The organism is Nocardia vermiculata NBRC 100427, from assembly GCF_001613265.1.
GTDB lineage: Bacteria > Actinomycetota > Actinomycetes > Mycobacteriales > Mycobacteriaceae > Nocardia > Nocardia vermiculata.
This window is the reverse complement of sequence record NZ_BDCA01000014.1, coordinates 1-24,033: the sequence shown is the minus strand read 5'-3', so window position 1 is coordinate 24,033 and position 24,033 is coordinate 1. Positions and strand designations below refer to the sequence as shown.

General features: G+C 68.3%; 23 protein-coding genes and 1 pseudogene. 9 read left to right on the top strand and 15 right to left on the bottom strand.

The genetic code is table 11. The features are described 5' to 3' along the window. Window positions 1–12: 12 nt before the first annotated feature. Complete coding sequence (locus tag NV2_RS15710) at window positions 13–714, bottom strand: TetR/AcrR family transcriptional regulator (RefSeq protein WP_067874105.1); 702 nt, start codon at window positions 712–714, stop codon at window positions 13–15. 161 nt (window positions 715–875) lie between these two features. Between NV2_RS15710 and NV2_RS15705 the strand changes: the two genes are divergently transcribed. Both NV2_RS15705 and NV2_RS15700 read left to right on the top strand, forming a co-directional pair. Then, window positions 876–2,447 (top strand): succinic semialdehyde dehydrogenase, encoded by a 1,572-nt coding sequence (locus NV2_RS15705; RefSeq protein ID WP_067874102.1) that lies wholly within the window; start codon window positions 876–878, stop codon window positions 2,445–2,447. A 35-nt stretch (window positions 2,448–2,482) separates the two neighbouring features. Continuing rightward, the gene (locus NV2_RS15700; protein WP_067874536.1) at window positions 2,483–3,304 is read left to right on the top strand and encodes an SDR family NAD(P)-dependent oxidoreductase; all 822 of its coding nucleotides are present in this window, start codon (window positions 2,483–2,485) and stop codon (window positions 3,302–3,304) included. A gap of 27 nt (window positions 3,305–3,331) precedes the next feature. Here the strand turns inward: NV2_RS15700 and NV2_RS15695 are convergent, their stop codons facing one another. From NV2_RS15695 to NV2_RS15685, 3 genes are all read right to left on the bottom strand, one after another. Beyond that, window positions 3,332–3,829: an NUDIX hydrolase gene (locus NV2_RS15695; RefSeq protein WP_210749546.1), complete on the bottom strand. Its 498-nt coding sequence runs from the start codon at window positions 3,827–3,829 to the stop codon at window positions 3,332–3,334. A 147-nt stretch (window positions 3,830–3,976) separates the two neighbouring features. Next, on the bottom strand, window positions 3,977–4,789 hold the full coding sequence (locus NV2_RS15690) for a putative protein N(5)-glutamine methyltransferase (RefSeq protein WP_067874534.1): 813 nt from the start codon (window positions 4,787–4,789) through the stop codon (window positions 3,977–3,979). Between the two features lie 106 nt (window positions 4,790–4,895). Next, on the bottom strand, window positions 4,896–5,768 hold the full coding sequence (locus tag NV2_RS15685) for a YdcF family protein (RefSeq protein WP_067874096.1): 873 nt from the start codon (window positions 5,766–5,768) through the stop codon (window positions 4,896–4,898). 205 nt (window positions 5,769–5,973) lie between these two features. Here NV2_RS15685 and NV2_RS15680 point away from each other — a divergent pair, with 205 nt between their 5' ends. After that, window positions 5,974–6,822 (top strand): bifunctional 5,10-methylenetetrahydrofolate dehydrogenase/5,10-methenyltetrahydrofolate cyclohydrolase, encoded by an 849-nt coding sequence (locus NV2_RS15680; protein WP_067874093.1) that lies wholly within the window; start codon window positions 5,974–5,976, stop codon window positions 6,820–6,822. On the opposite strand, the gene NV2_RS15675 is transcribed toward NV2_RS15680, so the two are convergent. Together NV2_RS15675 and NV2_RS15670 are read right to left on the bottom strand one after the other, a co-directional pair. Further along, window positions 6,823–7,554, bottom strand: a complete 732-nt coding sequence (locus tag NV2_RS15675; protein ID WP_307613566.1) for a L,D-transpeptidase — start codon at window positions 7,552–7,554, stop codon at window positions 6,823–6,825. Between the two features lie 148 nt (window positions 7,555–7,702). Next, window positions 7,703–8,359: a cyclodeaminase/cyclohydrolase family protein gene (locus tag NV2_RS15670; RefSeq protein WP_067874088.1), complete on the bottom strand. Its 657-nt coding sequence runs from the start codon at window positions 8,357–8,359 to the stop codon at window positions 7,703–7,705. Between the two features lie 224 nt (window positions 8,360–8,583). Here NV2_RS15670 and NV2_RS15665 point away from each other — a divergent pair, with 224 nt between their 5' ends. Continuing rightward, the gene (locus NV2_RS15665; RefSeq protein WP_067874531.1) at window positions 8,584–9,621 is read left to right on the top strand and encodes an LLM class F420-dependent oxidoreductase; all 1,038 of its coding nucleotides are present in this window, start codon (window positions 8,584–8,586) and stop codon (window positions 9,619–9,621) included. A 119-nt stretch (window positions 9,622–9,740) separates the two neighbouring features. Here NV2_RS15665 and NV2_RS15660 read toward each other — a convergent pair whose 3' ends face one another. Further along, complete coding sequence (locus NV2_RS15660) at window positions 9,741–10,079, bottom strand: STAS domain-containing protein (protein ID WP_067874528.1); 339 nt, start codon at window positions 10,077–10,079, stop codon at window positions 9,741–9,743. 263 nt (window positions 10,080–10,342) lie between these two features. On the opposite strand from NV2_RS15660, the gene NV2_RS15655 reads away from it, so the two are divergent. Beyond that, window positions 10,343–10,936: a hypothetical protein gene (locus NV2_RS15655; protein WP_067874085.1), complete on the top strand. Its 594-nt coding sequence runs from the start codon at window positions 10,343–10,345 to the stop codon at window positions 10,934–10,936. A gap of 70 nt (window positions 10,937–11,006) precedes the next feature. Here the strand turns inward: NV2_RS15655 and NV2_RS15650 are convergent, their stop codons facing one another. Continuing rightward, entirely contained in the window at window positions 11,007–11,402 is a 396-nt protein-coding gene (locus NV2_RS15650) for a hypothetical protein (protein WP_067874083.1), read from the bottom strand. Between the two features lie 113 nt (window positions 11,403–11,515). Between NV2_RS15650 and NV2_RS15645 the strand changes: the two genes are divergently transcribed. The 3 genes from NV2_RS15645 (at window position 11,516) to NV2_RS15635 (ending at window position 14,300) form a co-directional block, all read left to right on the top strand. After that, on the top strand, window positions 11,516–11,971 hold the full coding sequence (locus tag NV2_RS15645) for a MarR family winged helix-turn-helix transcriptional regulator (RefSeq protein WP_067874080.1): 456 nt from the start codon (window positions 11,516–11,518) through the stop codon (window positions 11,969–11,971). Between the two features lie 34 nt (window positions 11,972–12,005). Beyond that, a complete protein-coding gene (locus NV2_RS15640; protein WP_067874077.1) occupies window positions 12,006–13,028 on the top strand; it encodes a Gfo/Idh/MocA family protein in 1,023 nt (340 codons plus the stop codon). Between the two features lie 156 nt (window positions 13,029–13,184). After that, entirely contained in the window at window positions 13,185–14,300 is a 1,116-nt protein-coding gene (locus NV2_RS15635; protein WP_067874074.1) for a C40 family peptidase, read from the top strand. A 24-nt stretch (window positions 14,301–14,324) separates the two neighbouring features. On the opposite strand, the gene NV2_RS15630 is transcribed toward NV2_RS15635, so the two are convergent. From NV2_RS15630 to NV2_RS15600, 7 genes and pseudogenes are all read right to left on the bottom strand, one after another. Beyond that, entirely contained in the window at window positions 14,325–15,494 is a 1,170-nt protein-coding gene (locus tag NV2_RS15630) for a DUF5005 domain-containing protein (protein ID WP_067874071.1), read from the bottom strand. A 485-nt stretch (window positions 15,495–15,979) separates the two neighbouring features. Continuing rightward, window positions 15,980–16,106, bottom strand: a pseudogene (locus NV2_RS32970) (TetR/AcrR family transcriptional regulator); the annotation flags it as partial. A 325-nt stretch (window positions 16,107–16,431) separates the two neighbouring features. Then, a complete protein-coding gene (locus tag NV2_RS15620; RefSeq protein WP_174550598.1) occupies window positions 16,432–17,733 on the bottom strand; it encodes a dihydrolipoamide acetyltransferase family protein in 1,302 nt (433 codons plus the stop codon). A gap of 23 nt (window positions 17,734–17,756) precedes the next feature. Further along, a complete protein-coding gene (locus NV2_RS15615) occupies window positions 17,757–18,740 on the bottom strand; it encodes an alpha-ketoacid dehydrogenase subunit beta (RefSeq protein ID WP_210749547.1) in 984 nt (327 codons plus the stop codon). A gap of 19 nt (window positions 18,741–18,759) precedes the next feature. After that, entirely contained in the window at window positions 18,760–19,875 is a 1,116-nt protein-coding gene (gene pdhA, locus NV2_RS15610; RefSeq protein ID WP_084474794.1) for a pyruvate dehydrogenase (acetyl-transferring) E1 component subunit alpha, read from the bottom strand. Window positions 19,876–19,886: 11 nt separating this feature from the next. Then, complete coding sequence (lpdA, locus tag NV2_RS15605; RefSeq protein ID WP_067874057.1) at window positions 19,887–21,344, bottom strand: dihydrolipoyl dehydrogenase; 1,458 nt, start codon at window positions 21,342–21,344, stop codon at window positions 19,887–19,889. 122 nt (window positions 21,345–21,466) lie between these two features. Further along, on the bottom strand, window positions 21,467–22,696 hold the full coding sequence (locus NV2_RS15600) for a PucR family transcriptional regulator (protein ID WP_067874525.1): 1,230 nt from the start codon (window positions 22,694–22,696) through the stop codon (window positions 21,467–21,469). 270 nt (window positions 22,697–22,966) lie between these two features. On the opposite strand from NV2_RS15600, the gene NV2_RS15595 reads away from it, so the two are divergent. Then, on the top strand, window positions 22,967–24,033 hold a 1,067-nt coding region (locus NV2_RS15595), incomplete at its 3' end, for an enoyl-CoA hydratase/isomerase family protein (protein ID WP_245662617.1).

Here is a 24,033-nt window from a genome sequence, read left to right as displayed (position 1 = left end):
ACACCCGGGGCGCTACCGCCGGGTGGCCGGGAAGATATCCGGAATCGTCAGTGCCCGTTCGACATCCTCGCGGCGGCCGATCGTGACCAGCACCGTGCGGATCATGGTCAGTCGTGCTTCGGCAACCTCGTCCGGGGACGATTCGCCGCCCGGTGACGTGGTGACCGACAGCCGGTAGACGACGAATTCGCACATGTGCAGGGCGGTGTCGAGATCCAGGGCGGTGGGCACGGCCCGGCCGAGTTCGACGAATTTGGCCCGCACCAGCGCACGGATATCGGTGAAGGCCGCCTCACGATACGCCGAGACCGGTGAGGCGGGATCGTGGAGTTCGGCGAAGACCGGACGCAGCATCGCGCCGTGTCCGTGCGCCCAGCCGAGGTAGGCGTCGATGATGCCGATTCCCAGCGCGACGGGCTCGTCGGAGCGTTCCAGCGCGGTGCGGATTCCCCCGACCAGCCCGTCGTTGGACAGGGTGAGTATCACATCGAGCGGTGCGGTGGCGTTGGCGAAGTAGCGGTAGAAGGTGGGCCGGGAGATTCCGGCCTGCTCGATGACGCGGGCCACGCTCAGTCCCCGCGAACCGACCTCGGTGAATACCGCCGCGGTGGCGTCGACGATGCGGGAACGGACTTCGTCGGCTTGGGCGGGGGTCTGCGGCGGCCGGCCGCGGCGGGTGCGGCTGTGAGTGCTGACCACCGCGTCCTCCGGCATTCGTGGCATCTCCCTGATCGGTGGTGACGGACTTGACAGCGCCCGGCTTCGCCCATTTAATCTAACATCACTGTTAATCTAACACCGGTGTTCAACAAATTCCGTGTGGCAGCACTCGGCGCCGCATCGAGTTGAACGGCCGCCGATCGAGAGGGCCGACCATGACGACCGCCCCGCACCTGGCCACGACCTCCGCGCTGCCGCGAGATCTGGTGGAACGCCTGCTGGCGCGTGCCCGGGCCGGTGGTGCCGAATCGGTGCCCGTGTTCGCACCGGCCACCGGCGCGAAGATCGCCGACCTGCCGCAGTCCTCGCTTTCCGATATCGATGCCGCCTTCGTCACCGCGCGCGCCGCCCAGCGCCGGTGGGCCGCGGTGCCGGTGCGTGAGCGCATGGCGGTGCTGCGCCGGTTCCACGATCTGGTGTTGGCCGAACAGGGCACCATCCTCGACATCGTGCAGACCGAGGCGGGCAAGTCTCGCGTGCACGCCTTCGACGAGGTGGGCGACGTCGCGGTCAACGCCCGCTACTACGCGACGGAGGCGGCGCGGTTGCTGTCCCCGCGCTCACCGCGCGGTGTGATGCCGGTGCTCACCAAGGTCGAGGTCCACCACCGGCCCAAGGGCGTGGTCGCGGTGATCTCGCCGTGGAACTATCCGCTCGCACTCGCCGCCTCCGACGCGCTGCCCGCCCTGGTGGCCGGCAACGCGGTCGTGGCACGGCCCGACAACCAGACTGCGCTGACCGCACTGTGGGCGATCGACGCCGCCGAACGCGCCGGCCTCCCCGCGGGCTTGTGGCAGGCGGTGCTGGGCCGCGGTTCGGTGATCGGTGGCGAGGTGATCGCACGGGCCGACTATGTCGACTACACCGGCTCCAGCGCTACCGGCCGCACCATCGGCCGGCAGGCCGGCGAGCGGCTGATCGGGTGCTCCCTGGAACTGGGAGGCAAGAATCCGTTGCTGGTGCTCGGCGACGCCGATGTCGACGCGGCGGCGCGGATCGCGGTGCGCGCGTGCTTCGCCTCGGCCGGGCAGCTGTGTGAATCCATCGAGCGCATCTATGTCCACGACGGTGTCTACGACCGTTTCGTCACGGCGTTCACCGCGGCGACGAAGTCGGTGCGGCTCGGCTCGGACCTGGACTATTCCTACGAGATGGGGTCGCTCACCTTCCCACGGCAGCTCGACACCGTCACCGCCCATGTCGAGGATGCGGTCGCCAAGGGCGCCACCGTCCTGGCCGGTGGCCGTGCCCGTCCGGATCTGGGCCCGTACTTCTACGAACCCACCGTCCTCGAGGGAGTGCGCGCGGGTATGACCGTCCACCGCGAGGAGACCTTCGGCCCGGTGGTGTCGGTGTACCGGGTGCACAGTGACGACGAGGCCGTCGAGCAGGCCAATGACACCCCCTATGGGCTCAATGCCAGTGTGTGGAGTCGCGATACCGCGCGGGCACGCAAGGTCGCCGCGCGGGTGCGAGCCGGCTCGGTCAATGTGAACGAAGGGTTCATCGCGGCGTGGGGCAGTGTCGCGGCCCCCTCGGGCGGGCTCGGCATCTCGGGCACCGGCCGCCGTCACGGGCCCGAGGGCCTGCTGAAATATGTCGATACCCAGACCATCGCCGTGCAGCGTGGGGTGCCGATCGCACCGCTGCCCGGCATGTCGGAGTCGATGTGGGCCAAGACGATGACACTGTATTTCGGTGTGATGAAGGCACTGCGACAGAAGTGATCTCGCCCGCTCGGGCATTCGGGAAAGGGAACGGAATGGATACGGTCGCGGGGAAGAGAGTGCTGATCACCGGTGCCGCGATGGGCCTGGGGAAATCCTTCGCCCAGCGCGCGGTACGCGAACAGGCCGCCGAAGTCGTGCTGTGGGATATCAACGAGCTCGCGCTGCGCGAGACCGCGGCGGAGTTGCCGGCGGGGACCGCGACCCGGGTGCACCACCACGTTGTCGATGTCTCCGACCAGCAGTCGATCGCCGCAGCGGGTACCGCGGTGCGTGACGCGATCGGCGGCATCGATGTCCTGGTCAACAATGCCGGGATCGTGCGTGGCAACAGCTATTTCTGGGAGACCCGCGAGCGCGGCAACATCGACAAGACGATGGCGATCAATGCGCTCGCGCCGATGTATGTCGCGTTGGAATTTCTGCCCGGCATGGTCGAGCGCAGGACCCCGGGGCGGATGCTCAACATCGCCTCCTCGGCGGCGCTGGTCGCCAATCCACGCATGAGTGTCTATGCCGCGTCCAAGTGGGCCGCGCTGGGCTGGTCGGATTCGGTACGTCTGGAACTCGAACAGTCCGGCAATGAGCACGTGCAGGTCACCACGGTCTGCCCGACCTACATCAACACCGGAATGTTCAACGGCGCCAAGGGATTCTGGTTCACCCCGATCCTGGAACAGGAAGACGTCGTCGATACCGCGTGGGGCGCCATGAAGCAGGGGAAGGCGTTGGTGGTGCTGCCGTGGACCTCACGATTCAACCGCGCCATCACCGGACTGCTGCCACTGAAACTGCGTGACTTCTACCTGAACAAGGTCGGTGTGTATCACTCGATGGACGAATTCACCGGGCGCTGAGCATGATTCGCCGCTCCGGGGTGGCCGCTAACGCCAGGGCAGGGTGACCGGTTGCTCCGGTATCCGGCCTTCGAGGAGGTCGCCGAGCAGGCCGGCGAGGCCTAGGGGGTACACCGTCTGGTCGGTCGTGGCGAGTTCTTCTGTACTCCACCAGCGGTATTCGTGGATGGCGTCGCTTTCGTAGCGCAACAGTCCACTGGTGTCGACCGTCGCGGCCGCACTCGGCAGCCGGTGAAAGAAGTAGTCCTCGCGGAACACTCCCGACAACCAGCCGGGTATATCGAGATGTCCGGCAGCGACCGCGATCTGCGGGCCGAGGCCGGCGGCGGTGACCCGCACCCCGGTTTCCTCGCCGAGTTCACGCGCGGCCGCCTCCGCAGGTGATTCGTCCGGGTCGAGTCCACCGCCCGGCGTGATCCAGAACAGCGGGTCGAGAGTGCCGCGAAAACAGAGCAGCAGGATCCGATCGTCGGAGTCGGCGAGAATGACCCGGCCCGAACGGCGTACATAGCGCTGCTGCTCCACAATCGGCCATGGTAGCGGTCGGCGCATTGCTCCTGGTACACCCTGTGCAGTGTGAGCGAACCGGGTGCTGTCGCGACCGATCAGCAGGTCCGAGCCGTCGGGAATCGTGCGGGGGCGTGCTCGGCGTCGAGGCGGCCGGTGGCGCGCCTACCTGCGGGGCGTGGGTGCGTCGATGGTCCGACGCGCACCGTGCAGCACCGTGGCATCGTATTCGGGGGAGTACGCGACCGAGGGGAGCAGACCGGCCGCCGCGACGATCGCCGCCGCGGAATCTCTTTGTGCAGTGCTGATCTCGACCAAGAGCACCCCTCCGGGAGCGAGCTGTCGTGCGGCCTGGCCGGCGAGCCGGCGCAGCACATCCAGCCCGTCGGCCCCGCCGTCGAGTGCGGTCCGTGGTTCGTGGTCGCGCGCCTCGGGTGGCATGTGGGCGATCATTGCCGTCGGCACGTACGGGGTGTTGGCGAGCAGCAGGTCGATGTGGCCGAGCAGTGCATCCGGTAGCGCGGAGCACAGGTCGCCGTGAAAGACTTCGCCCCCCACCGGTTCCAGATTGCGCCGGGCACAGGCCACGGCCGCGACATCGATGTCGGCGGCCACCAGATCCACGGTGGCGCCGTTCGCGCGCAGCGAGCCGGCCGCCGCCAGTCCCAGGGCGCCCGAGCCACAACACAGATCGACCACCGTACGGTGCGCGCCCGGTCCGGCGGCGGTCGCCGCCACGGCCTCGTCGACGAGGAAGGCGGTCCGTTGCCGGGGCACGAAAACCCCGGGGTCGACGCCGACCCGCAGGCCCCGGAACTCGGCCCAGCCCAGCAGGTATTCGAGAGGTTCACCGTCGACGCGCTGAGCGACCAGCCGCTGCAGCGCGCCGGAGGAGGGGGCTGCTTCCCGTAACAGTGCGGCCTCCTCCTCGGCGAACACACATCCGGCACCGCGCAGGGCTGCGACGACGGGGTCCACCTCGCCGGTACCGGAGGCGGCATTGTCGTATCCGGCACCGGATGCGGGAGAGTCGATCACCGAATCATTGTCGGTGTGCTGTCAACCGGCTTTTCGGTGTGTGCCGTCAGCGGGATGCGGGCAAGAGGAAGGTGCGGGTGGCGTCGACATAGATGTTGTGCTGGGCGGCCTTGTTCGGCGGCGGTAGTTCCGAGACCAGCTGATCCAGCGACGTGGTGGCGCCGACCACGTGCGTACCCGCGACCATGAAGTCGGCCACTGCGCGCCGGATGTGGTTGGGCGAGGTCACCACGATCGCGCTGGTGGCTCCCGCATCGTGCAACAGCTTCGAGCTGAACAGGGCGTTCTGCACGGTCGACGTCGCGCGATCCTCGACCAGGATGCGCGAGGCCGGGATGCCGCGTCCGATCAGCCAGCCGGCCATGGCGGACGCCTCGGTGACCCCGTTGGTCGGGTTACCGCCGGAAACCACGATCGGCGACATCGGCGCCGCGAGCGCCTGCAGCCATGCCGCGGTGAGGCGGTTGACCAGCTCCGGGCGCAGGCTCCCGTCCGGGAGCAGGCCGTAGCCGAGTACCGCGATGCCGGTCTGCGGTCCGGCGATCGCCGGCAGCGGATTGGGCAGGGTGCCCACAGCAGCACCGATCGCGCCGATCAGGTTGCGCGCACCCTGCGCCATCTCCGGATCGATGGCCGCGAGCCGGTTGAAGGCGTTCTCGCGGGTGATCACGTCGCCGGTGTAATCCGACCAGATTCCCTGCAGTGCCAGAGCCTGTGCATCGTCGGGGGTGGTGTCGAGCAGCGCGCGCAGGTCGGCCAGGCCGGCGGCCTCGTCGCCCTCGACGAAGTTCTGCTGCGCCGAGTTGTACAACGGTGCCGGGCCCTCGGCGGCGGTCGCGGTCGTGGCGATCGGGCCGGCCAGCAGGGTGGCGGCCGAGGCCGCGACGAGAAGCTGTTTCACATGTCTGGCGATGTTCACTGCAGTCGGTACCTTTCCGGCGAGGTGGATCGGGGTTAACGGTCGGTAGGTATGGGTAACCTCGACCACCATACGGGGCGAGGCAACACACTCCCCGGATTTGCTGCTGTCCTACTCGTGCCCCGAATTCTTCATGTCCTACTCGCGCCCCGGACCGTGACGGTGGGCGTCGGCAGATCGCGCCCGGCCGATAGGGTGGAACGTCGTGGACACCATTTCGCTGACCGGCAAACAGCTCGCAGCCGACCTCAACGCCGAGACGAAACAACGTGCGGCCACGCTCACCGAATCCGGAGCCGCACCGCGGCTGGTACTGGTGGTCGCCAACGACGACCCGGCCAGCGGATGGTATGTGGGCTCGCTGCAGCGTGCCGCCGCTCGTCTCGGAATCGAGTGCGAGACCAACGATCTCGGGCCGGCGGCGAGTGCGGACGAGATCCGGTCGGCGCTGACCGTGCTCAGCGCGGATCCCGCCGTGCATGCGGTGATGTTGCAGACGCCGTTACCCGCCGGGGTGGCCCTCGACGACGTCAGTCCGTCCATCGCGGCGCCCAAGGACGTCGACGGTGTGAGTCCGCTGTCGCTGGGGCTGCTGGCGGCCGGGCTGCCCGGTTTCGCGCCGGCCACCGCGCAAGCCGTCGTGGAGTTGGCGAAACACCACGAGATCGCCCTGTCCGGACGCCATGTCGCCGTGGTCGGGCGTTCCAATGTGGTCGGCAAACCCCTGGCACAGCTCTTGCTGGCCGAGAACGCGACGGTGACGGTGTGTCACTCGCGCACCACCGACCTGCCCGGCGTCACCTCCACCGCGGATATCGTCGTGGCGGCCGTGGGTCGTGCGGGGTTGATCGGCGGTGACCATGTGCGCGAGGGCGCGGTGGTCATCGATGTCGGCACCAACGAGGGGCCCGACGGGGGCATCGTCGGTGACGTCGACGCCGAGGCGGTGCAGGGCCGCGCGGCGGCGCTGAGTCCGGTGCCCGGCGGTGTGGGGCCCGTCACCACCGCGCTGCTGATGCGGCATGTGGTGGAGGCGGCCGAAGCCGCCCGCTGATCACCAGTGGGCGGTCACCGGATCGCCCACACTCACAGTGTTGTAGTACCACTCCGCGTCGCCCGGAGCGAGATTGATGCAGCCGTGGCTGACGTTCGCATAGCCCTGGTCACCGACCGACCACGGTGCCGAATGCACGAAGACGCCGCCCGAGGTGAGCCGTTCGGCGAATTCGCCGGTGAGGTAATACCCCTCCGGGTCGTCGAGTGGGATCCCGATGGTGCGGGAGTCGAAGACGATGGTGCGGTCCTTCTCCATGACGGGGAAGGTGCCCACCGGGGTTTCCCGGCCCGGCTTGCCCATCGACGCCGGCATCACGCGCGGTGCCTGCCCGGGTACGAACACGGTGAACGTGTGTGCCGACATATCGGCGTCGGCCGTGGTGCCGCCGTTGGTCCGGAACTCGGTCCGGGTGTCGCCGGCACTCACGGTGAACCCGGTATTCGCCGGCAGCATGCCGTTCGAGGTCCACACCAGTTCGCGGTCGCTGCGCCAGGAGAACGTGCCGTTCAGGTGGCCGACGTGCACGGATTGTTCGGCGCGGGCACGGTCGGTGACCGGTGCGCCGAACCGAACCGTCACCGGATGGGCGATGCCGACCACGGCTCCGTCGCCGGGGGAGATCGAGGTGATCGGTGTGTGGTGCGGGGCCACCGTCACCGCGGCCGCCGTACCGGATGTGACGGCCGCCAGTAGTGCGATTCCGAATGCCAGGAACAAATGACGCATCATGTTCCGCATGGCGCCACCCCCTCAGGTGGTTCGTGTCCAAGACCTCGATTCTAGTTCCGGATGATCATGATCCCCGGAATAGTTCCCGCTTCGTGATGATCGCTACGGCGTGGCTAATCGAAATCCGACCGAGGGTGTGGTATCCGAATCAGTCCACGACGGCGGCGAGGACCTCGGTGTGCAGTGAGTCCGCGCGGGCGAAGATCTCGTCGATGCGCCGCAGTGTCGTGGCGAATTCTGCGGCACTCTCGTCGTCGAGCGATCCCACGTTGATCGCGATATTGAGCTGCGACGAGGCGGCGGCAGCGCGTGCGGCGTCCGCGGCGGCCCCGATATCGGTGACCACATTCGGATTGCCGATCGGCAGCAGATCGGCGGCCAGCGACAGGACCTCGTCCGCCTCGGCGACCACTGCGGCGGGCACCCGTGCGGCCTGCTGCAGGGCGGCGGTGATCGCCGCCTTGCGGGCCGTGAGCTGCTCGTCGGTGTCCTTGGGTAGCTTGTATGCCGCACCGACCGCGGTGAACGCCGCGGCATCCTCGTCGGCCAGGGTCAGGCTCCGGGTGCGGGCGGCGTCGGCGGCCGCGATGATCCGGTCGACGGCCGGGCGGTTGTCGGCATCCTTGGCGCGGGTGGTGTAGCGCGCGACCATGGCGACCAGGGCTGCTCCCTGTGCGGCGTGGAGTGCGGCGACCGCACCACCGCCGGGAGCGGGGATCTTCGCGGCGAGATCGTCGAGGTATCGGCCGATCGTCGAAGCGGCGAACGTCGTGGTCTCCGGCGACGATGCGCTTGCCTGGGACATGCTGGGGGGCCTCCCGTTTCGATGAATCGGCGTGCGGTACGCCGATAACCGTACCGGGCGGCGAGGGTCGCACCGGACCGGGTGGCGCGGCCCTGTCGCGGGTGCCGTGCGGCCGGTGTGCAGGATGGTGGCTGGACGCGCGCCTGGGTGCGGCGGTTTGAGCGCGGTGCGTGGCGTGCGTTACCCTGAATGCAACTGGTTGCATATGAATGGAGTTGCATAAGATGCGTATCGGGCTGGGCATCAACTATGCGGGCGGCTTCAAGGAGGTCGCGGCCGAGGTCGCCGATCTGGAGCGGGCCGGCCTGGACATCGTCTTCGTCCCCGAGGCCTACTCCTACGACGCGGTGAGCGGACTGGGGTACCTCGCGGCCAAGACCGACCGGGTGCAGCTGGCCTCGGGAATTCTCCAGCTCTACACCCGCACCCCCACCCTCACCGCGATGACCGCGGCGGGTCTGGACTACGTCTCCGACGGCCGCTACATCCTCGGCCTCGGCGCCTCGGGCCCCCAGGTCATCGAAGGTTTCCACGGCGTGCCCTACGACGCCCCGATCGGCCGCACCCGCGAGGTGGTGGAGATCTGCCGCAAGGTATGGCGCCGCGAACGCCTGGAACATCAGGGCAAGTACTACAACGTCCCGCTGCCCGCGGGCCAGGGGACCGGGCTGGGTAAATCGCTGAAGCTGATCAATCATCCGGTGCGTGACCGCATTCCGGTGCTGCTGGCCGCGCTCGGACCCAAGAATGTCCAGTTGGCCGCCGAGGTCGCCGAGGGCTGGCAGCCGATCTTCTTTCTTCCGGAGAAGGCACAGGACGTGTGGGGCGAATCGCTGGCCGCCGGTACCGCGAAGCGCGATCCGGAACTGGGGACACTGGATGTGTACGCCGGTCCGGCACTGGCGATCGGTGACAACGTGGAACCGCTGCGCGAATTCGTGAAGCCACATCTGGCCCTCTACATCGGCGGTATGGGCGCCAAGGGCAAGAACTTCTATCACACCCTCGCCACCAAATACGGCTACGGCGCCGAGGCCGACCGTATCCAGGAGCTGTACCTGGCCGGCAAGAAGGAGGAGGCCGCGAAGGTGGTCCCCGACGATCTGGTGCGCGATATCTCACTGATCGGCTCGGCCGGGTTCGTGAAGGAGCGGGTGGCGGCATTCCGGGAAGCCGGTGTGACGGTCCTGAACGTGGTTCCGCTGGCCGCGACCGCGCCCGAACGCGTGAAACTGATCGAACAGCTGCGCGAGCTGGTCTGAGTCCGACGGCTCGACACGACACGGCCGGTAGTCCGATGCGGACTACCGGCCGTATTCGTGCTGTCGGTAGCGGCTCGCAGCCGGTTGCCTCGGTGCGACGGCTGGGGCTACCGGCGTGGTCAGCTCTGGTGCAGCGATGCCAGCGCCGCGTCGAGTGTGGGATGCAGGGTGAACACCTGGTCGAGGTTGGTCAGTTTGAGCTGTCTGCTGGTGGCGGGGCCCTCGGCGACGAGGACGATACGAGTCGAGCTGCCGGCCCGCTGATGGGCGGCCACGAGTGCTGCCATCCCGGCCGAGGCCAGGAAGCTCACCTGCAACAGGTCGATGATCAGCGCCTCGGGTGTGCCGCCGAGGGTTGCCTCGATCGCATTCTCCAGTGCGGGAGCGGTCGCCAAGTCGACCTCGCCGGCCACCGTGAGCACGGTCGCATCGTCGTGCACGCTGACCGAGGTGGTCATCGCGTCGGCGAGGGGATACGCGTCTCCGGAAGTGTTGGTCACGGTTGCTCAATCTACCTTCTCGGGATGAACCGCCGTCGTGTGACGGGTTATTGCCTTCCTGTGCAACGAGATAACCCGGGCCGGACGGCCCAGCACGGCCTCGCTGCGACCTGGTGATTCCGTCAACTTGCGGACGGCATCGTTACTGTCCCCGGACCGCGCGAGCTCGCCCCCGGCGGCTGCCGCCGTCGCGGGCCCGCACGTGGTGGCAGGATGCCCGTGTGGGTGATCATTTCGAGCGCATCGTCGACCTGGACGTGCTCGCGGCCGAGGCGGACGCACTGGCCGAGCACATTGTCGATTGGATGGTGGCGCAGCGCTGGCTGCTCCGGACAACCTCGCGGGAGGCGATGTACAGCCTCCAGGTCGACGAGGGGTATCTGCCCGGCCCCGACTGGCCGCAGCTCACCCACGAGTGGGGCGACGACTGGATTCCGGGCCCCGTCGCCGTCATCGTGGGCTGGCACGACCACTATCCGGGCCAGGGCGGGATCGAACCGGCCTCCGCGGAATGCCCGCAGTGCGGGGACGCCACGGTGATCATCGACTACCCGCAGGAATGGGAGGCCGACCCCGCGGTATGGCAGCCGTTCCAGGATGCGATCGGCACGTGGAAGCGCACCGGCACCGGATCGGTGACCTGTGCCGGTTGTTCCACGCCGAGCCCCGTCACCGCATGGCACTGGGCGGATAACTTCGCACTGGGCGCCCTCGCCTTCGACTTCTGGGGCTGGCCGCCGCTGTCCGACGACTTCGTGACCGAATTCGCGGCCCGGCTCGGCCATCGGATCGAACATCACACCGGCAAGTTCTGAACCGCTGCGCCCTCCGGGGCCGGCTGCCGGGCCCGTCCTGTCTCGGTGTGGAGATCGACAGTGCGGTTGATCAGGCAGGCGGACGGACGCGCCGTAGCGCGTCGAGGGTGGTTTCCGGTGAGGTGTTGAAGCAGAAGGTGATTCCCGGGGCGGCCTCGACCACGGTGTTGACGATGCGTTCGAACAACGGGGTGTGCTCGGGTAGTGCCCGTACCGCACCGCCGATCATGATGAGATCGAACTGCTGCCCGGCCAACAGTTTTCGTAACTCGGTCTCGGTTGCCTCCGGTGAGGTGCCGGCCAGATACGGCGTGATGTCGAATTCGGTGTCACGCAGGGCATCGTTCGCGGCGTCGACCCGCGCCGTCAGGTCCTTCTCGGTCAGCTGCGGGTGATTGCTGTAGTCCATCGATCGTGGATGCAGTCCGATGGTCAACGCTCGAGGGCGCGCGGTCGGTGCGCTCATGTCGCTCCCTTCGAGAGGCACGAGAGGATGCGTGGGACGGGGGATTCACGTGGGATCATGTGGACCGGAGCCGATAATAGCTTTGTGAGCAAAGATAATTCTGGAGAAAGGTCATGTCAACCGAGTCCGATGTATCGCTCGACGAGAGTATTCGCGCCCTGGTCCTGCTGATGCCACGCCTGGTCGGGCGGGTCAAGCGCCTGCCGGTTCCCGAGGCGCTGCGGTCCTTCGACCTGGCACCACGGCATCTGTCGTTACTGACCTACGTCCTGTTCGATGGACCGCTGACGGTGAATCAGCTGGCGCAGCGGTTACAGGTGGCGCCCACGACCGTGAGTCTGATGGTCGCCGACCTGAGCCGTCAGGGTGTCGTGGATCGGCAGCCGGACGAGAGCGACCGCAGGCGAACCCTCGTCACCATCGCAGCGGATCATCGCGCGTCGGTGGCGGCGTGGCTCGGCGGTGCCGATCGCGGCTGGCGCGCCGCGTTGGGGCCGTTGACGCCGGAGCAGCGTGCCCTGGTCGTATCGACGCTGCGCGCGTACGAGGAAGCCGTCGCCGAACGGTGAGCGCTCACCCCTGCGATCCCGAGGAGTTACACGAATGTCCCAGATCGGAGTTGCCGTCGTCGGGTACGGACTCGCCGGCGAAGTGTTCCATGCCCCGCTGATCGCTGCCGACCCCGCGCTGCGGGTCGCGGCAGTGGTGACCTCGTCGGCGGAACGCGGCGAACGGGCGCGGCGGGAACACCCCGGGGTGCGGATCTTCGGTTCGCCGGACGAATTGTTCGCTGATCCGGCCGGCATCGGCCTGGTGGTCATCGCCGCGCCGAACCGCAGCCACGCGTCGCTGGCGTTGCGGGCGATCGCGGCCGGACTTCCGGTCGTGGTGGACAAGCCGTTCGCGGTGACCGCCGGTGCCGCCGAGGAGGTGATCGCCGCCGCCGACAAGGCAGGGCTGCCGCTGTCGGTGTTCCAGAATCGACGCTGGGACAGTGATTTTCGCACGGTGCGGAAACTAGTTTCCGACGGCAGCCTGGGCGAGGTGTACCGCTTCGAGTCCCGGTTCGAGCGGTGGCGGCCGACGCCGAAAGGGAGTTGGCGCGAACTCGGAACCACCGATGAGGGGGCCGGCAGTCTCTACGATCTCGGCAGCCACCTCGTCGACCAGGCGTTGACGCTGTTCGGTCCGGTCGTCGACGTGTACTGCGAACGCGATCGCCGCCGCGCCGGTGTCGAGGCCGACGACGACGCCTTCCTCGCCCTCACCCACGCCGGCGGGGTCCGATCACATCTGTGGATGAGCGCCGTCGCGGCACAGTCCGGCCCACGATTCCGTGTTCTCGGTTCCGAGGCCGCCTACCTCACCCACGGTATGGATCCGCAAGAGCAGGCGCTGCGTGCCGGGCGGCGACCGGGCGACAGAGAGCCGTGGGGCACAGTGGAATCCGACCACTGGGGAAGACTGGGAACACCGGGCGAGACCAGGTCGATTCCCACCCTGCCGGGAGATTGGCCGGCGTTCTATCGCATGATGGCCGCCGCTGTAGCCGGGGCAGGCCCCGTCCCTGTCGATCCGCGGGACGCACTGGAAACCGTGCGGATAGTGGAAAACGCCACACGATAGCGGCGAGCCGGCGCCCGAACGGCCGGACGGCCATTTCCCGGCGCCGGGAATGTCCGAAAATCGTGCTACAACGCACTGAGGTGTGGAACGGGTTGCCCGCAACCGCTCCTCGTACAGGTTGTCGTGGCTGCACGGCCGGCGCAGAGAGTAGGTCCGATGAGCCCGATCACTGTCGAGCGGCTGGAGATCGCCCCGCTGCCGCATCCGGCCGGTGCCAGCGCGGGCCTGAATGCCGTCATCGACGCCGTCGAGAAGCACATCGACCGGTCGATACTGCTGCTGGCTTCCGGGGACCCGGGCAGTGCGCCCGACTTCACGCTGTGGCTCGACCGCCGGAAACTGCCCGGCGAGCGAGACCTCGACCGGCCCGAGAACAGGTCCGACGTGGTCGAGAAGTACACCGACCGGCAGCAGGAAGTGAAGGATCTGACCGCCGAGCTCGACCGGAAGAACAATGCCATCAACGACTCTCAGGTTGCCGCCTTCGGCACCTCGAACCGTGCCTACGAGAACATCACCGACGTCGTCCGGGACTTGCGGGGCAGGCTCGAGGATGCGCCGGCGCCGACGGAAGGTCCGGACCACGTCTATCGCCTCTCCGCGGCCGCGGAGATCACGCTGCTGCTGGCGCTGGTGAACGCGGCCGACCGGGTGCACGAAGAAGTCGTCACCGCGGTGGACGGTATCGATACCCAGGCCCGTGACATTCAAGGGTCGGCACCGGCCGTCCCCCGAGGGTACGACCACAACAACGGTGGGATGCCCGCGGCGACCAACCCTTACCAGCCGCCGCAGGCCAGTGCGGCCAGTTACCGGATCACCGACCCGAAGGAGGAGCCGGTGGACAAAATGCTCGCACTGGCCCGAGGGGAAGTCGGGACCAGCGAGACCAGCGACGCCTTCGCCGAAAAGCCGTACAACAACGGCAGCGCCTGGTGTGCGTCGTTCACCAGTTGGTTGTGGAACGAAGCCGGTTACGACGTCTCCTGGACCGACTTCGATTATGTGCCCGCGGTCTGGAACGACGCCGCCGCAATGGGTTTGCAGGCCGGGGCCGCGCAAGCCCAGCCGGGCGATCTGATCGTATTCGACTGGGAGGGCGACGGCACCCCCGACCACATCGGGGTCGTCGACTCGGTGAACGGTGGCACGATCCACACCATCGAGGGCAATTCCAGCGACCGGGTGCAACGCATGCAGTACGCGATGAACTCCGGAAATATCGTCGGTATCGTCAAACAACCGCCCACGGGCACCGATCAACGAATGTAGCTGTGCCCGAACGTGATCGCGTTCTTATCGACATGCGGGGTGAGCGGGGCGGCCGGGGGAGTCCGGGTGGTATTCGTCGTGCAGGTCCACGGTGATGAACCGGGGGCGGTAGATGCCGGTGTCGCGGTACACGTCTCCGCCGGGGGCCGAGTCCAGGCTGTTGACGTTGTATGAGACGACCAGCCGTGTGGGGGAGGAGAATTCCGGATGGGCGTGTGCGTTGTAGGCGTAGACGTCGGCGTCGCGATAGGTGCCGGAGCTGCCGGCCTCCGGGGCTCGGTACAGCGTTTCGGCGGGGCCGAACGGACCGCTGGGGTAGGCGCCGAATCGCGCCGTCACCTCGCTGCCGATCCCGCCGTCTCGCATGGAAATCAGCGCATAGGCACCGGGACGGAGTCGATGAACGGAGAACTCGGCGCCGACACCCGAGGTGATGCGGGCCGAGGCGTCCACGTCGCGCGACCACCCGCGCCCCGTCCAGACCGACAGCGGTCCCCGGAGATCACCACCCGCGACCCGGGCGATATGCAGATAGCGATCGCCGCGATCGGTTTCGACACCGTAGAGGTAGGTCCACGCCCCGTCCGGCTGGACCCACTGACCCCACTGGATGTTCCGGGACCGTGGCAGCGGCGTGACCGATACGGGGTGATGCAGGTCGTCCGGGGCGAACCGCGCCAGCGACGAACCGGCGAACTCGGCATCGAGCGGCCCGGCCCCGGCCGCACGCCACTCGGTGAGCGGAATCTGCAGTGCCCCGTCCAGGTAAGTGGCGGCACCCAGCCAGAACCAGTGGGACGCATCGGGTGCTGCGAGGACGGCGGCGGGCGTGTCGTGCTCACCGCCGAGGATGGTCGACATCCGTCCGTCGGCTCCGCGAACAACCAGCGAGTTGTGAACGAAACCGGCACCTGGTGGGCGAGTCGGCGCGGTGACGGGAGCGAGGAAGGTGTCGGAGAAGGCGAAGACCTCGCGGTTACCGGGCAGTGGCGCCGACCAGGTGGAATCACCGCCGGTCCAGCCGGCGCCCGAATCGCCGTAGTGAGCGAAGGCAGAGTTCAGACACTCGAGCGGTGCCGCGCCGAGCACCGATATCGCGGTACGGGGTGCGTCCGGCCGAGGCGGTGCCGGCACGCACGTCCCCAGCGCAAGCGCGACCAGCACGGTGAGTACGAGGAGCCGGACGGAACGCACCGCGACATCGGCCCTTTCGAGAGTCGACGGGACGGCGGACTAGGACCGGGCGCCGGATATCGGAGCGGGGGCGTCTGTCTCCGGCTGGGTCGATGTCAACTGCACACCGGCCAGACCGCCCCAGCACAGGCTCACGGTGGTGGCGACGGCATCGGACTTGCGCAGATGCTTACCGGTGATCGCCCAGTCCTGGGCACACGATTGCGCGATCGCGACCAGTTCCGCGGTGATCAGCCAGTTCTGTTCGGGACGGGCGAAGGGGTAGGGGGCCAGGGCGCGGTCGAGAGCGGTAGCGCAGATCTGCGCGGCCTGGTGGGCGATGTGCTGGGCCGACGGCTCGTCGGCCACGCCGGCGCCGGCCAGCAGTGCGGCGGCGCGAGGATGGATATCGGCGAAATCGAATACCGCGGCCACCGTCGCCGCGACGATCGAGCGCATATCCTCGGCACGGTCGAGTGCGGTGGTGAGTGTTTCGCCCAGGACCTGCACCGCATCGTGCAGCACTGCCAGATACAGTTCCAGCTTGCTCGAAAACGATTTGTACAGCACCGGTTTACTGATCCCGGCCCGGCATGCGATTTCGTCCATACTCGCTGCCCGGTAGCCGCAGGCGGCGAACAGACCCGCTGCCGCGGCCATGATCACACGCCGACGTTCCTGCTTGGCTCGGGCCGTCCTGCTGTCCACGTTGTCGCCACCTCCCAGAATTCCACGGTACCGCTCGGTCTTCCCGCCGATGTCGGCAGCTCACCCCGCGCCGCATAGATGATATTTATTATCACTGATAATACCGAAGGCTCGGGCCCGTGGGGCACAGGCCCACGACAGCGGCCCAGCGATGTGATCCGGGGCGGGGTGGAGGTGAGGCGGGCGGCGGATCGGATGGGTGCTCGATACCGCCGCCCGGCCTCGACCGGACGGAACCGACGCGGTGGCGTCAGGTCACGATCCGCAGGGGGTGTTCGATCAGGTCTTTCAACCGGGCGAGGAATTGTGCGGCGACGGCGCCGTCGATCACGCGGTGATCGGCGGACATGGTGACGCGCAGGATCTTCCGGCTGACGACCCGGTCGTCGTCGAGGCGTAGTTCGTCGGTAGCCGCGCCGACCGCCAGGATCGCACCTTCGGGCGGGTTGATGACGGCGGTGAAATGTTCGATGCCGTACATACCGAGGTTGGAGATGGTGAAGGTGGCGCCGCTCATCTCCTCGCTGCGCAGCTTCCGGTCGCGGGCTCGCTCGGCCAGCTCCCGCGTCTGGGCGGCGATGGCCGACACGGACTTGCGGTCGGCGTCGCGCACCACCGGGACCAGCAAACCGGCGGGGGTGGCCACGGCGATGCCGAGATGGACGCCGTGATGGCGCCGGGCGGTGTCGCCGGCGAAGGAGACATTGACCGCGGGATCGGCCCGCAAGGCCACCGCGACGGCCTTGACCAGCAGATCGTTGACGCTGACCTTCCCTGTTCCTGCGGCGGCGAGCGTCTCGTTGACCTGGGCCCGGAAGGTGAACAGCTCGGTGACGTCGATGGCGCTGGTCAGATAGATGTGCGGCGCCTGCTGCTTACTTTCGGTGAGCCGCGTCGCCGACACGCGCTGAATGGTGGTCAGCGGAACCTCGTCGTACTCGCCGGTCGCCGGCTGCGCGGGGCCGGTCGCCGGTGCGGGCGCCGCTGGTGATGCCGGTACGGGCGTTGCCGGCGGTGCCGGTGCGGTCGACGCGGAAGCGCCCGTCTCGTGGGCGGATTCGACATCCCGACGGGTGACGCGGCCGCCGGGACCGGTGCCGGTGATCGTCGCGATGTCGATTCCCAGTTCCCGGGCGATCTTGCGGGCCAGCGGTGAGGACTTCGTGCGGGTGCCGGCAGCCGCGCTCTCCGGCGATTGCCCGCCGGGCACGCTCGGTGCGGTGTCGTCGCCGAGCCGAGCCGCCGTGGTGTCCGGCGCGGTAGGGGACGGCGCCGCAGCGGAGCCCGATCCCGGACCGGCGGTCGCGGCAGCGCCGGACCCGTCGCCGACGATCGCGATCGGTTCGCCGATCGGTACGCGCACGCCGGGTTCGACGATGATCTGCTCGAGAACGCCGTCGTCGTAGGCCTCGAGTTCCATGAGTGCTTTGTCGGTCTCGATTTCGGCGATGACCTCGCCGCGGGTGACGGTGTCGCCGACCTGCTTGAGCCAGTTGTCGACCACCCCGTCTTCCATGGTGTCCGACAGCCGGGGCATGGTGATTTCAGGCACTGTGATGTCCTCCGAATCCGGTGTCAGCGGCGCTTGCCCAGGGCGGCAAGGGTTTCCAGCGCGGCCGTGTAGAGGGAATCGGCCGACGGCAGTGCCAGCTTCTCCAGCGGTTTGGCGTAGGGGAGCGGCACCTCGGCCATCGCCACCCGGCGGACCGGCGCGTCGAGATAGTCGAAGGCACCGTCGGAGATGGAGGCCGCGACCTCTGCGCCGATGCCGTAGGTGAGCCAGTCGTCCTCGCCGACCACCGCGCACCCGGTTTTCCGCACCGAGGCCACCACCGTGTCGCGGTCCAGCGGACGCAGACTTCGCAGATCGATCACTTCCGCGGAGATCCCGTCGCCGGCGAGGCGCTCGGCGACCTGCGTGCACACCGTCGCCATCCGGGAGTAGCCGATCAGTGTGATGTCGGTGCCGGGCCGGGTCACCGCGGCCTTGCCGATTTCGACGCGCGGAAGAGTGTCCGGCACTTCACCTTTGGTGTTGTAGAGCGCCAGATTCTCCAGGAACAGCACCGGGTCGTCGTCTTCGATCGCCGCGGCGAGCAGGGCGCGGGCATCCGCGGGAGTGCTGGGTGCGACGACTTTCAGGCCGGGGACGAACGCGTAGTAGAGCTCGATGTTCTGCGAATGAGTGGCGCCGAGCTGCTGGCCGCCACCGCCCGGGGTGCGGATCACCATGGGCACGCTGGTCTGGCCGCCGAACATGCCGTAGATCTTGGCGGCATGATTGACGATCTGGTCCAGCGCCAGGAGCGAGAAGTTGATCGTCATGATCTCCACCACCGGGCGCAGGCCCAGCATCGCGGCACCGATGGCCGCGCCGACGAACCCTTCCTCGGCGATGGGGGTGTCGCGCACCCGCTTCTCGCCGAACTCGTCGAGCAGTCCGGCGGTGATCTTGTAGGAGCCTTCGAAGACGCCGATCTCCTCACCGATGAGGAAGATGTCGTCGTCGCGTCGCATCTGATCGCGCAGGGTTTCGCGCAGCGCTTCGCGATAGGTCATGACTGGCACGGTGGGGTCCTCAGACGGTGAAGAGCGGATCGGCGGGCAGGCGATGGGAATCGCCGGCGACCGGGGTGGCGTAGTTGTAGTCGAACAGGCTCGACGGCTCCGGATGCGGGCTGGCATCGGCGAATTCGACCGCGGCAGCGACCTCGGCGGTGACCGACGCTTCGATCTCGGCGGCCGAATCCTCGGTCAGCACACCGGCTTCGAGCAGGGCGGCATGCCAGCGCACGATCGGGTCGTTGTCCCGGGCGACCGACACCGCCTCGCTGCTGCGGTATTTGGCCGGGTCGACCACGGAGTGGCCTTTCAAGCGGTAGCTGACCGCCTCGAGCAGGGCCGGTTTCCCGTCGTGCCGAGCTTGTTCGATGAGTTCACCGGCGATGTCGCGCACGGCCAGTACATCGGTCCCGTCGACGCGCTCACCGCGCATCCGGTAGGAGGAGGCGCGCTTGAACAGCTCCGGTTCGGCCGAGGACTTGTCGACGGTGGTCCCCATTCCGGTCTGGTTGTTGACGACCAGGAAGACGATCGGCAGATGCCACAGGGCGGCGATGTTCAGCGATTCGTGGAAGGCCCCGATATTGGTGGTGCCCTCGCCCATCTGGCACACCACCACGTCGTCGTCACCGCGGTAGTCGATGGCCAGTGCGGCGCCGACGGCCAGCGGGACCTGACCGCCCACGATGGCGTAGCCGCCCAGCAGCCGTGCCTCGGTGTCGTACATGTGCATCGAACCGCCCCAGCCCTTGGAGGTGCCGGTGGAGCGACCGTAGAGCTCGGCCATCACCCGGCCGGGTTCGATGCCCTTGGCCAGCGCATAGCCGTGCTCGCGGTAATTGGTGAACAGATAGTCGGTGGGCCGCATCGCGGCACCCACGCCGACCACGGTCGCCTCCTCGCCGAGATTCAGGTGGCAGTATCCGCCGATCTTGGCCTGCTGGTAGCTCTGTGCGGTGCGCTCCTCGAAGCGCCGCACGAACAGCATGTCGCGGTACAGGCCCCGCAGCACCTCCGGATCGGTGGTGGTCAGGGCTGATTGCGCTGGAGGGGCAGTGGCCGCCTTCTCCTTCACGGTGGCCGGGCGGTTCGCCTTGCGCGCGGGTTTGCGGGGCGCGGTGCTCGTGGTCACGAGGGGTCTCCTCAACGCTTGCGGGGCGGCGGGATGTGGACCGGCAGGCCGAGCCCGGTCAGGGCCGCCTCCATGCCGATCTCGCCGAGGGTGGGGTGGGCGTGGATGGTGTCGGCGAGTTCGTCGAGCGTCGCCTCGAGTGAAATCGCCAGGGCGCCTTCGGTGATCAGGTCGCTGGCCGAGGGGCCGATGATGTGCACGCCGAGAACTTCCTGGTGCCGTGCCCCCGCGACGATCTTGCAGAAGCCCTCGGTATCGCCGCAGGATTTTGCCCGGCCGAGCGCGGCGAAGGGGAAGGAGGCGGTGATCACCTCGTGCCCGGCGGCACGGGCGGCATCCTCGGTCAGTCCCACGCTCGCGATCTCCGGATGCGTGAACGTCGCCGCCGGAATCACGGTGTAGTCGATTCGTGCGGGGTGGCCGGCGATCACATCGGCGGCGGTCAAACCCTGATGGGAGGCGACGTGGGCCAGTAATGCCTTGCCGGTCACGTCGCCGATGGCATGGACGTGCTCGACCGTGGTCCGTAGTCGGTCGTCGACGGGAATGAAACCGCGCTCGTCCGTGGCGATTCCGGCCTTCTCGAGGTCGAGGTCGGCGGTGTTGGGGCGGCGTCCGACGCCGACCAGGACCACATCCGCATCCAACGTTCGTGGCTGCGGGCCCTCGACAGCCACCTGCAGTGCCGCACCGGCCTGCGTGACCCCGGTGACCGTGGACCCGGTGAGCACGGTGATGCCCTGTTTGCCGAAGGACCGGCCCAGCGCGTTGCCGATCTCCTCGTCCTCCAACGGAACCAGTCGTTCCTGCATTTCGACTACGGTCACCGCGGCGCCGAAGGTGGCGAACAGGCTCGCCCATTCGGCGCCGACCGCGCTGCCCCCGATCACAACCAGGCGTTCGGGTACTTCGGTGAGACCGAACGCGCCGTCGGAGGTGATGACACCGGGCAGGTCGGCGCCGGGCACCGGCAGCAGCGCCGGCACCGAACCGGTCGCGATGATTACGTCGGCGGCCTCGATCGTGCGGGTCGGCTCGCCGATCGGCGCGGCGGCGTAGCGGGGGCCGCCGTCGAAGACGGGCGAGCCGCCGGCGGCGAACACCTCGACCGTGGTGGGGCCGATGAACCGGGCGTGGCCCTCGACGACGGTCACGCCGTTGGCCTTCAGTAGGCCCGCCACGCCTGTGGTGAGGTCGGTGACGACGGCGTCCTTGCGTGCCCGTACGGCGGTGAAGTCGAACCCGACGTTGTCGGCCCGGATACCGAAATCTGCTGCGGCACGGACGGTCTGCAGGACCTCGGCGGAACGCAGCATGGCTTTGGTGGGAATGCAGCCCCAGTTCAGGCAGACGCCGCCGGGGCGTTCCTTGTCCACCAGCGCGACGCGTAGGCCGCGGGCGGCGGCGCGGATCGCAGCGACATAGCCGCCCGGTCCACCGCCGACGATCAGTAGATCGAATTCCGGCACTTGTGGTGCTCCTCGTCCTGAATTACCGACCCGAAATCCGGTTGTGGTTGTGGGTCATCAGGTTTCGAGTCTCGCCGGTGGCGAGGGAACCGGCAATTCTCCCGGCGCCCAGGAAACGATGCTCAGGATTGGGCGCTGTGCACAATCTCGCCCTGTGCTTCGAGTAATTCCAGTGCGATGAGGGCCAGTGACAGATCCAGTAGCCGGCGCTGCCCCTCGAGTGGTGCGCCGAGCAGCGTCGCGATCCGCTGGAGCCTGTTGATCACGGTGTTGCGGTGACAGTGCAGCAGTGGTGCCGCATTGGCCGCCGAGCAGGTCTCGGCCAGCCACACCGTCAGGGTCCGAATCAGAACGCCGCGTTCTTTCGCGGGGAGCCCGAGCACCGGTCCGAGGGTCCGGTGCACCAGCAACCGCGCCAGATCGGGTGAGCGCAGCAGCAGCGCTTCGGAATACCGGTCGTGCAACGAGACCACGACACCCGGGGACGCGTCCGGTGCGGTGTCGAGCGTCAAGGCCGCGAGTTGATGCCCGGTGGCGGCCTCGGCCAGGCCGGCAATGGTGGGCGAGAGTGCGGCGCAGCCGCGGACCAGTGGTTCCAGCGCCCTCGCCACCTGGTCGGCGCCGTGGTGCTCGAGTGCGACCAGACCGACCGTGGAGTCGCCGCGATCGTGCCAGACGGAGCGGATCCCGTGCGCGGCCAGTGCCGTTTCGGTGCCCAGCCGCAGCGGGTGGCTGTCGCCCCGGGCGACGACGACCAGGTAGTCCCCGTGCACCGGAATATTCAGCTCGCGGGCCGCGCGGGTCGCGAACAGTACGTCGTGGGCGCGTCCGGCCAGCAGATCTTCGATGAGGGCGTGGCGGCGGCGTTCGTCGCGCCGGACCCGATCCAGTTCCGCACCGCGGTACGCGGTGACCAGGGCCGAGGACATCCCGTCGATGACCGCCCACATGGCCGTGCCGGTCTCTCGGAAGTCGGCGGGGGTGATGGCCCCAGCACGATCCAGCAGTGCTTCGAACACGATGCGCCCACCGAGGCGGAAGGTGCGCTGCATCGCCTCGAGCGGCACACCCTGCCCGGCGCGCTGTTCACCGATCGCCGCGGCGACATCGTCGTTTTCGGCGCCGGCGCCCTTGTCGCCGAGCAGGTCGAGCACCCGGGTGAGGAACCGCCGGCACCCGTGTTCCAGATCCGCGCGGGTCACGGCCGAATAGTCGGTCCACTCCGGGTCGTCGGTGAAGATCGCCGCCATCAACCGCCTGGTGAGCTCGGGAATGTCACCGCGACAGGCCGCCGCCAGCTCCGCCGAATTCGTCACCTGCCCGGCCGGCCCGGACCTTTTCGATAGTGCCACATTCGCTACCGTACGTCGCACGATCGTCCCGGTTCGCACCAGAGGCGCCCGGCAGCTGCTGTGCGTCGGCGCCGGCGGCCGGAGTGCGGACCTGGGCCCGGGGCCGAGGTGGTGCGCCTGCCGTACCTGTGCCGGGACCGAGCTGCCGGGCCAGGAGCTCGCGTAACCGGGAGCCGGGAGTGGCGCGGCCGGGTGAGATGGGTGTGCGCCCGGGTTCCGGCGCTGCGCCCCGTTCGGAGATCCGGGTCGGCCGGGTGCCAGGATCGAAGGGTGGAGCAAGCATTGTCGCTCGCCGGGGGCGAGCTGGAGTTGGGGCTGAATGCGGCCGGAGATCCCGAGTCGCCGGTGCTGGAGATTGCGCTGGACGAGTGGCGCGATGCCCCCGCGGACCGGATTGCGCGGACGGCGCAGGCAGTCGCGAGCACTCTGCGGCTGACGGTCGGTGTACTCGAATCCGAGCCGACGCCCGAATTGGCGCGTTTGTTGGAGGCGACCACACTGACGCTGGGCACCGCCACGGCGGGTGCCGCGGGTGTGCAGGGTGCGTACCCCCAGCTCGTCCCCCGCGACGATATCGCCGCGAGCCTGGATGGGCTCCGGGCCGCGGTGGGACGGAATCCGCGCTCCAGCGTGACGTTGGCCAGGCTGCTGCGCCAGACGGCCACTCCCGATATCGAGGCCGGTCTGGCCGCGGAGGCGGCCGCATACTCGATGCTGCTCGGCGGTACGGAGTTCGCCGCGTGGCGGGCCGGACGCCCGGTGCGTCCGGTGACCGCGTCGCCGCGGCCTCCGGTTCGGATCGAGCGTTCGGACGAGAATCTGACGATCGTGCTCGACAACCCCGAGCGTCGCAATGCGCTCAGTATGCGGTTACGCGAAGCGTTGCTCGAGGCATGTCGGCTGGCCGAACTCGATCCGTCGATCGAGCAGGTCGCGTTGCGTGGTGCCGGTCCGGTCTTCTGCAGTGGGGGAGATCTCGACGAGTTCGGTGTCGCGACCGACCTGGTCGCGGCCTATCTGGTGCGGCTCGAGCGGGCGCCGTGGCGGATCCTCGACCGGATGCGCGATCGGGTTACCGCCTACGTGCACGGTGCCTGCATCGGCGCGGGAATCGAGATGTCGGCCTTCGCCGGCCGGGTCGTCGCCGACCCGGACGCCTACTTCCTGTTACCCGAGATCGGGATGGGACTGGTCCCCGGCGCCGGTGGCACCGTGAGCGTGCCGCGGCGGATCGGCCGGTGGCGGGCGGCATGGATGATGCTGACCGGAGAGCCGATCGACGCGGAGCTCGCGCTGCGCTGGGGGCTGGTCGACGACATCACACCGCACCGGCCGAG

Bases quoted from the DNA above. Each gene is read 5' to 3' on its own strand.
- NV2_RS15710 (WP_067874105.1), bottom strand. From the start codon at position 714: ATGCCGGAGGACGCGGTGGTCAGCACTCACAGCCGCACCCGCCGCGGC.
- NV2_RS15705 (WP_067874102.1), top strand. From the start codon at position 876: ATGACGACCGCCCCGCACCTGGCCACGACCTCCGCGCTGCCGCGAGAT.
- NV2_RS15700 (WP_067874536.1), top strand. From the start codon at position 2,483: ATGGATACGGTCGCGGGGAAGAGAGTGCTGATCACCGGTGCCGCGATG.
- NV2_RS15675 (WP_307613566.1), bottom strand. From the start codon at position 7,554: ATGATGCGTCATTTGTTCCTGGCATTCGGAATCGCACTACTGGCGGCC.
- NV2_RS15670 (WP_067874088.1), bottom strand. From the start codon at position 8,359: ATGTCCCAGGCAAGCGCATCGTCGCCGGAGACCACGACGTTCGCCGCT.
- NV2_RS15665 (WP_067874531.1), top strand. From the start codon at position 8,584: ATGCGTATCGGGCTGGGCATCAACTATGCGGGCGGCTTCAAGGAGGTC.
- NV2_RS15660 (WP_067874528.1), bottom strand. From the start codon at position 10,079: ATGACCACCTCGGTCAGCGTGCACGACGATGCGACCGTGCTCACGGTG.
- NV2_RS15650 (WP_067874083.1), bottom strand. From the start codon at position 11,402: ATGAGCGCACCGACCGCGCGCCCTCGAGCGTTGACCATCGGACTGCAT.
- NV2_RS15645 (WP_067874080.1), top strand. From the start codon at position 11,516: ATGTCAACCGAGTCCGATGTATCGCTCGACGAGAGTATTCGCGCCCTG.
- NV2_RS15640 (WP_067874077.1), top strand. From the start codon at position 12,006: ATGTCCCAGATCGGAGTTGCCGTCGTCGGGTACGGACTCGCCGGCGAA.
- NV2_RS15635 (WP_067874074.1), top strand. From the start codon at position 13,185: ATGAGCCCGATCACTGTCGAGCGGCTGGAGATCGCCCCGCTGCCGCAT.
- NV2_RS15615 (WP_210749547.1), bottom strand. From the start codon at position 18,740: ATGACCTATCGCGAAGCGCTGCGCGAAACCCTGCGCGATCAGATGCGA.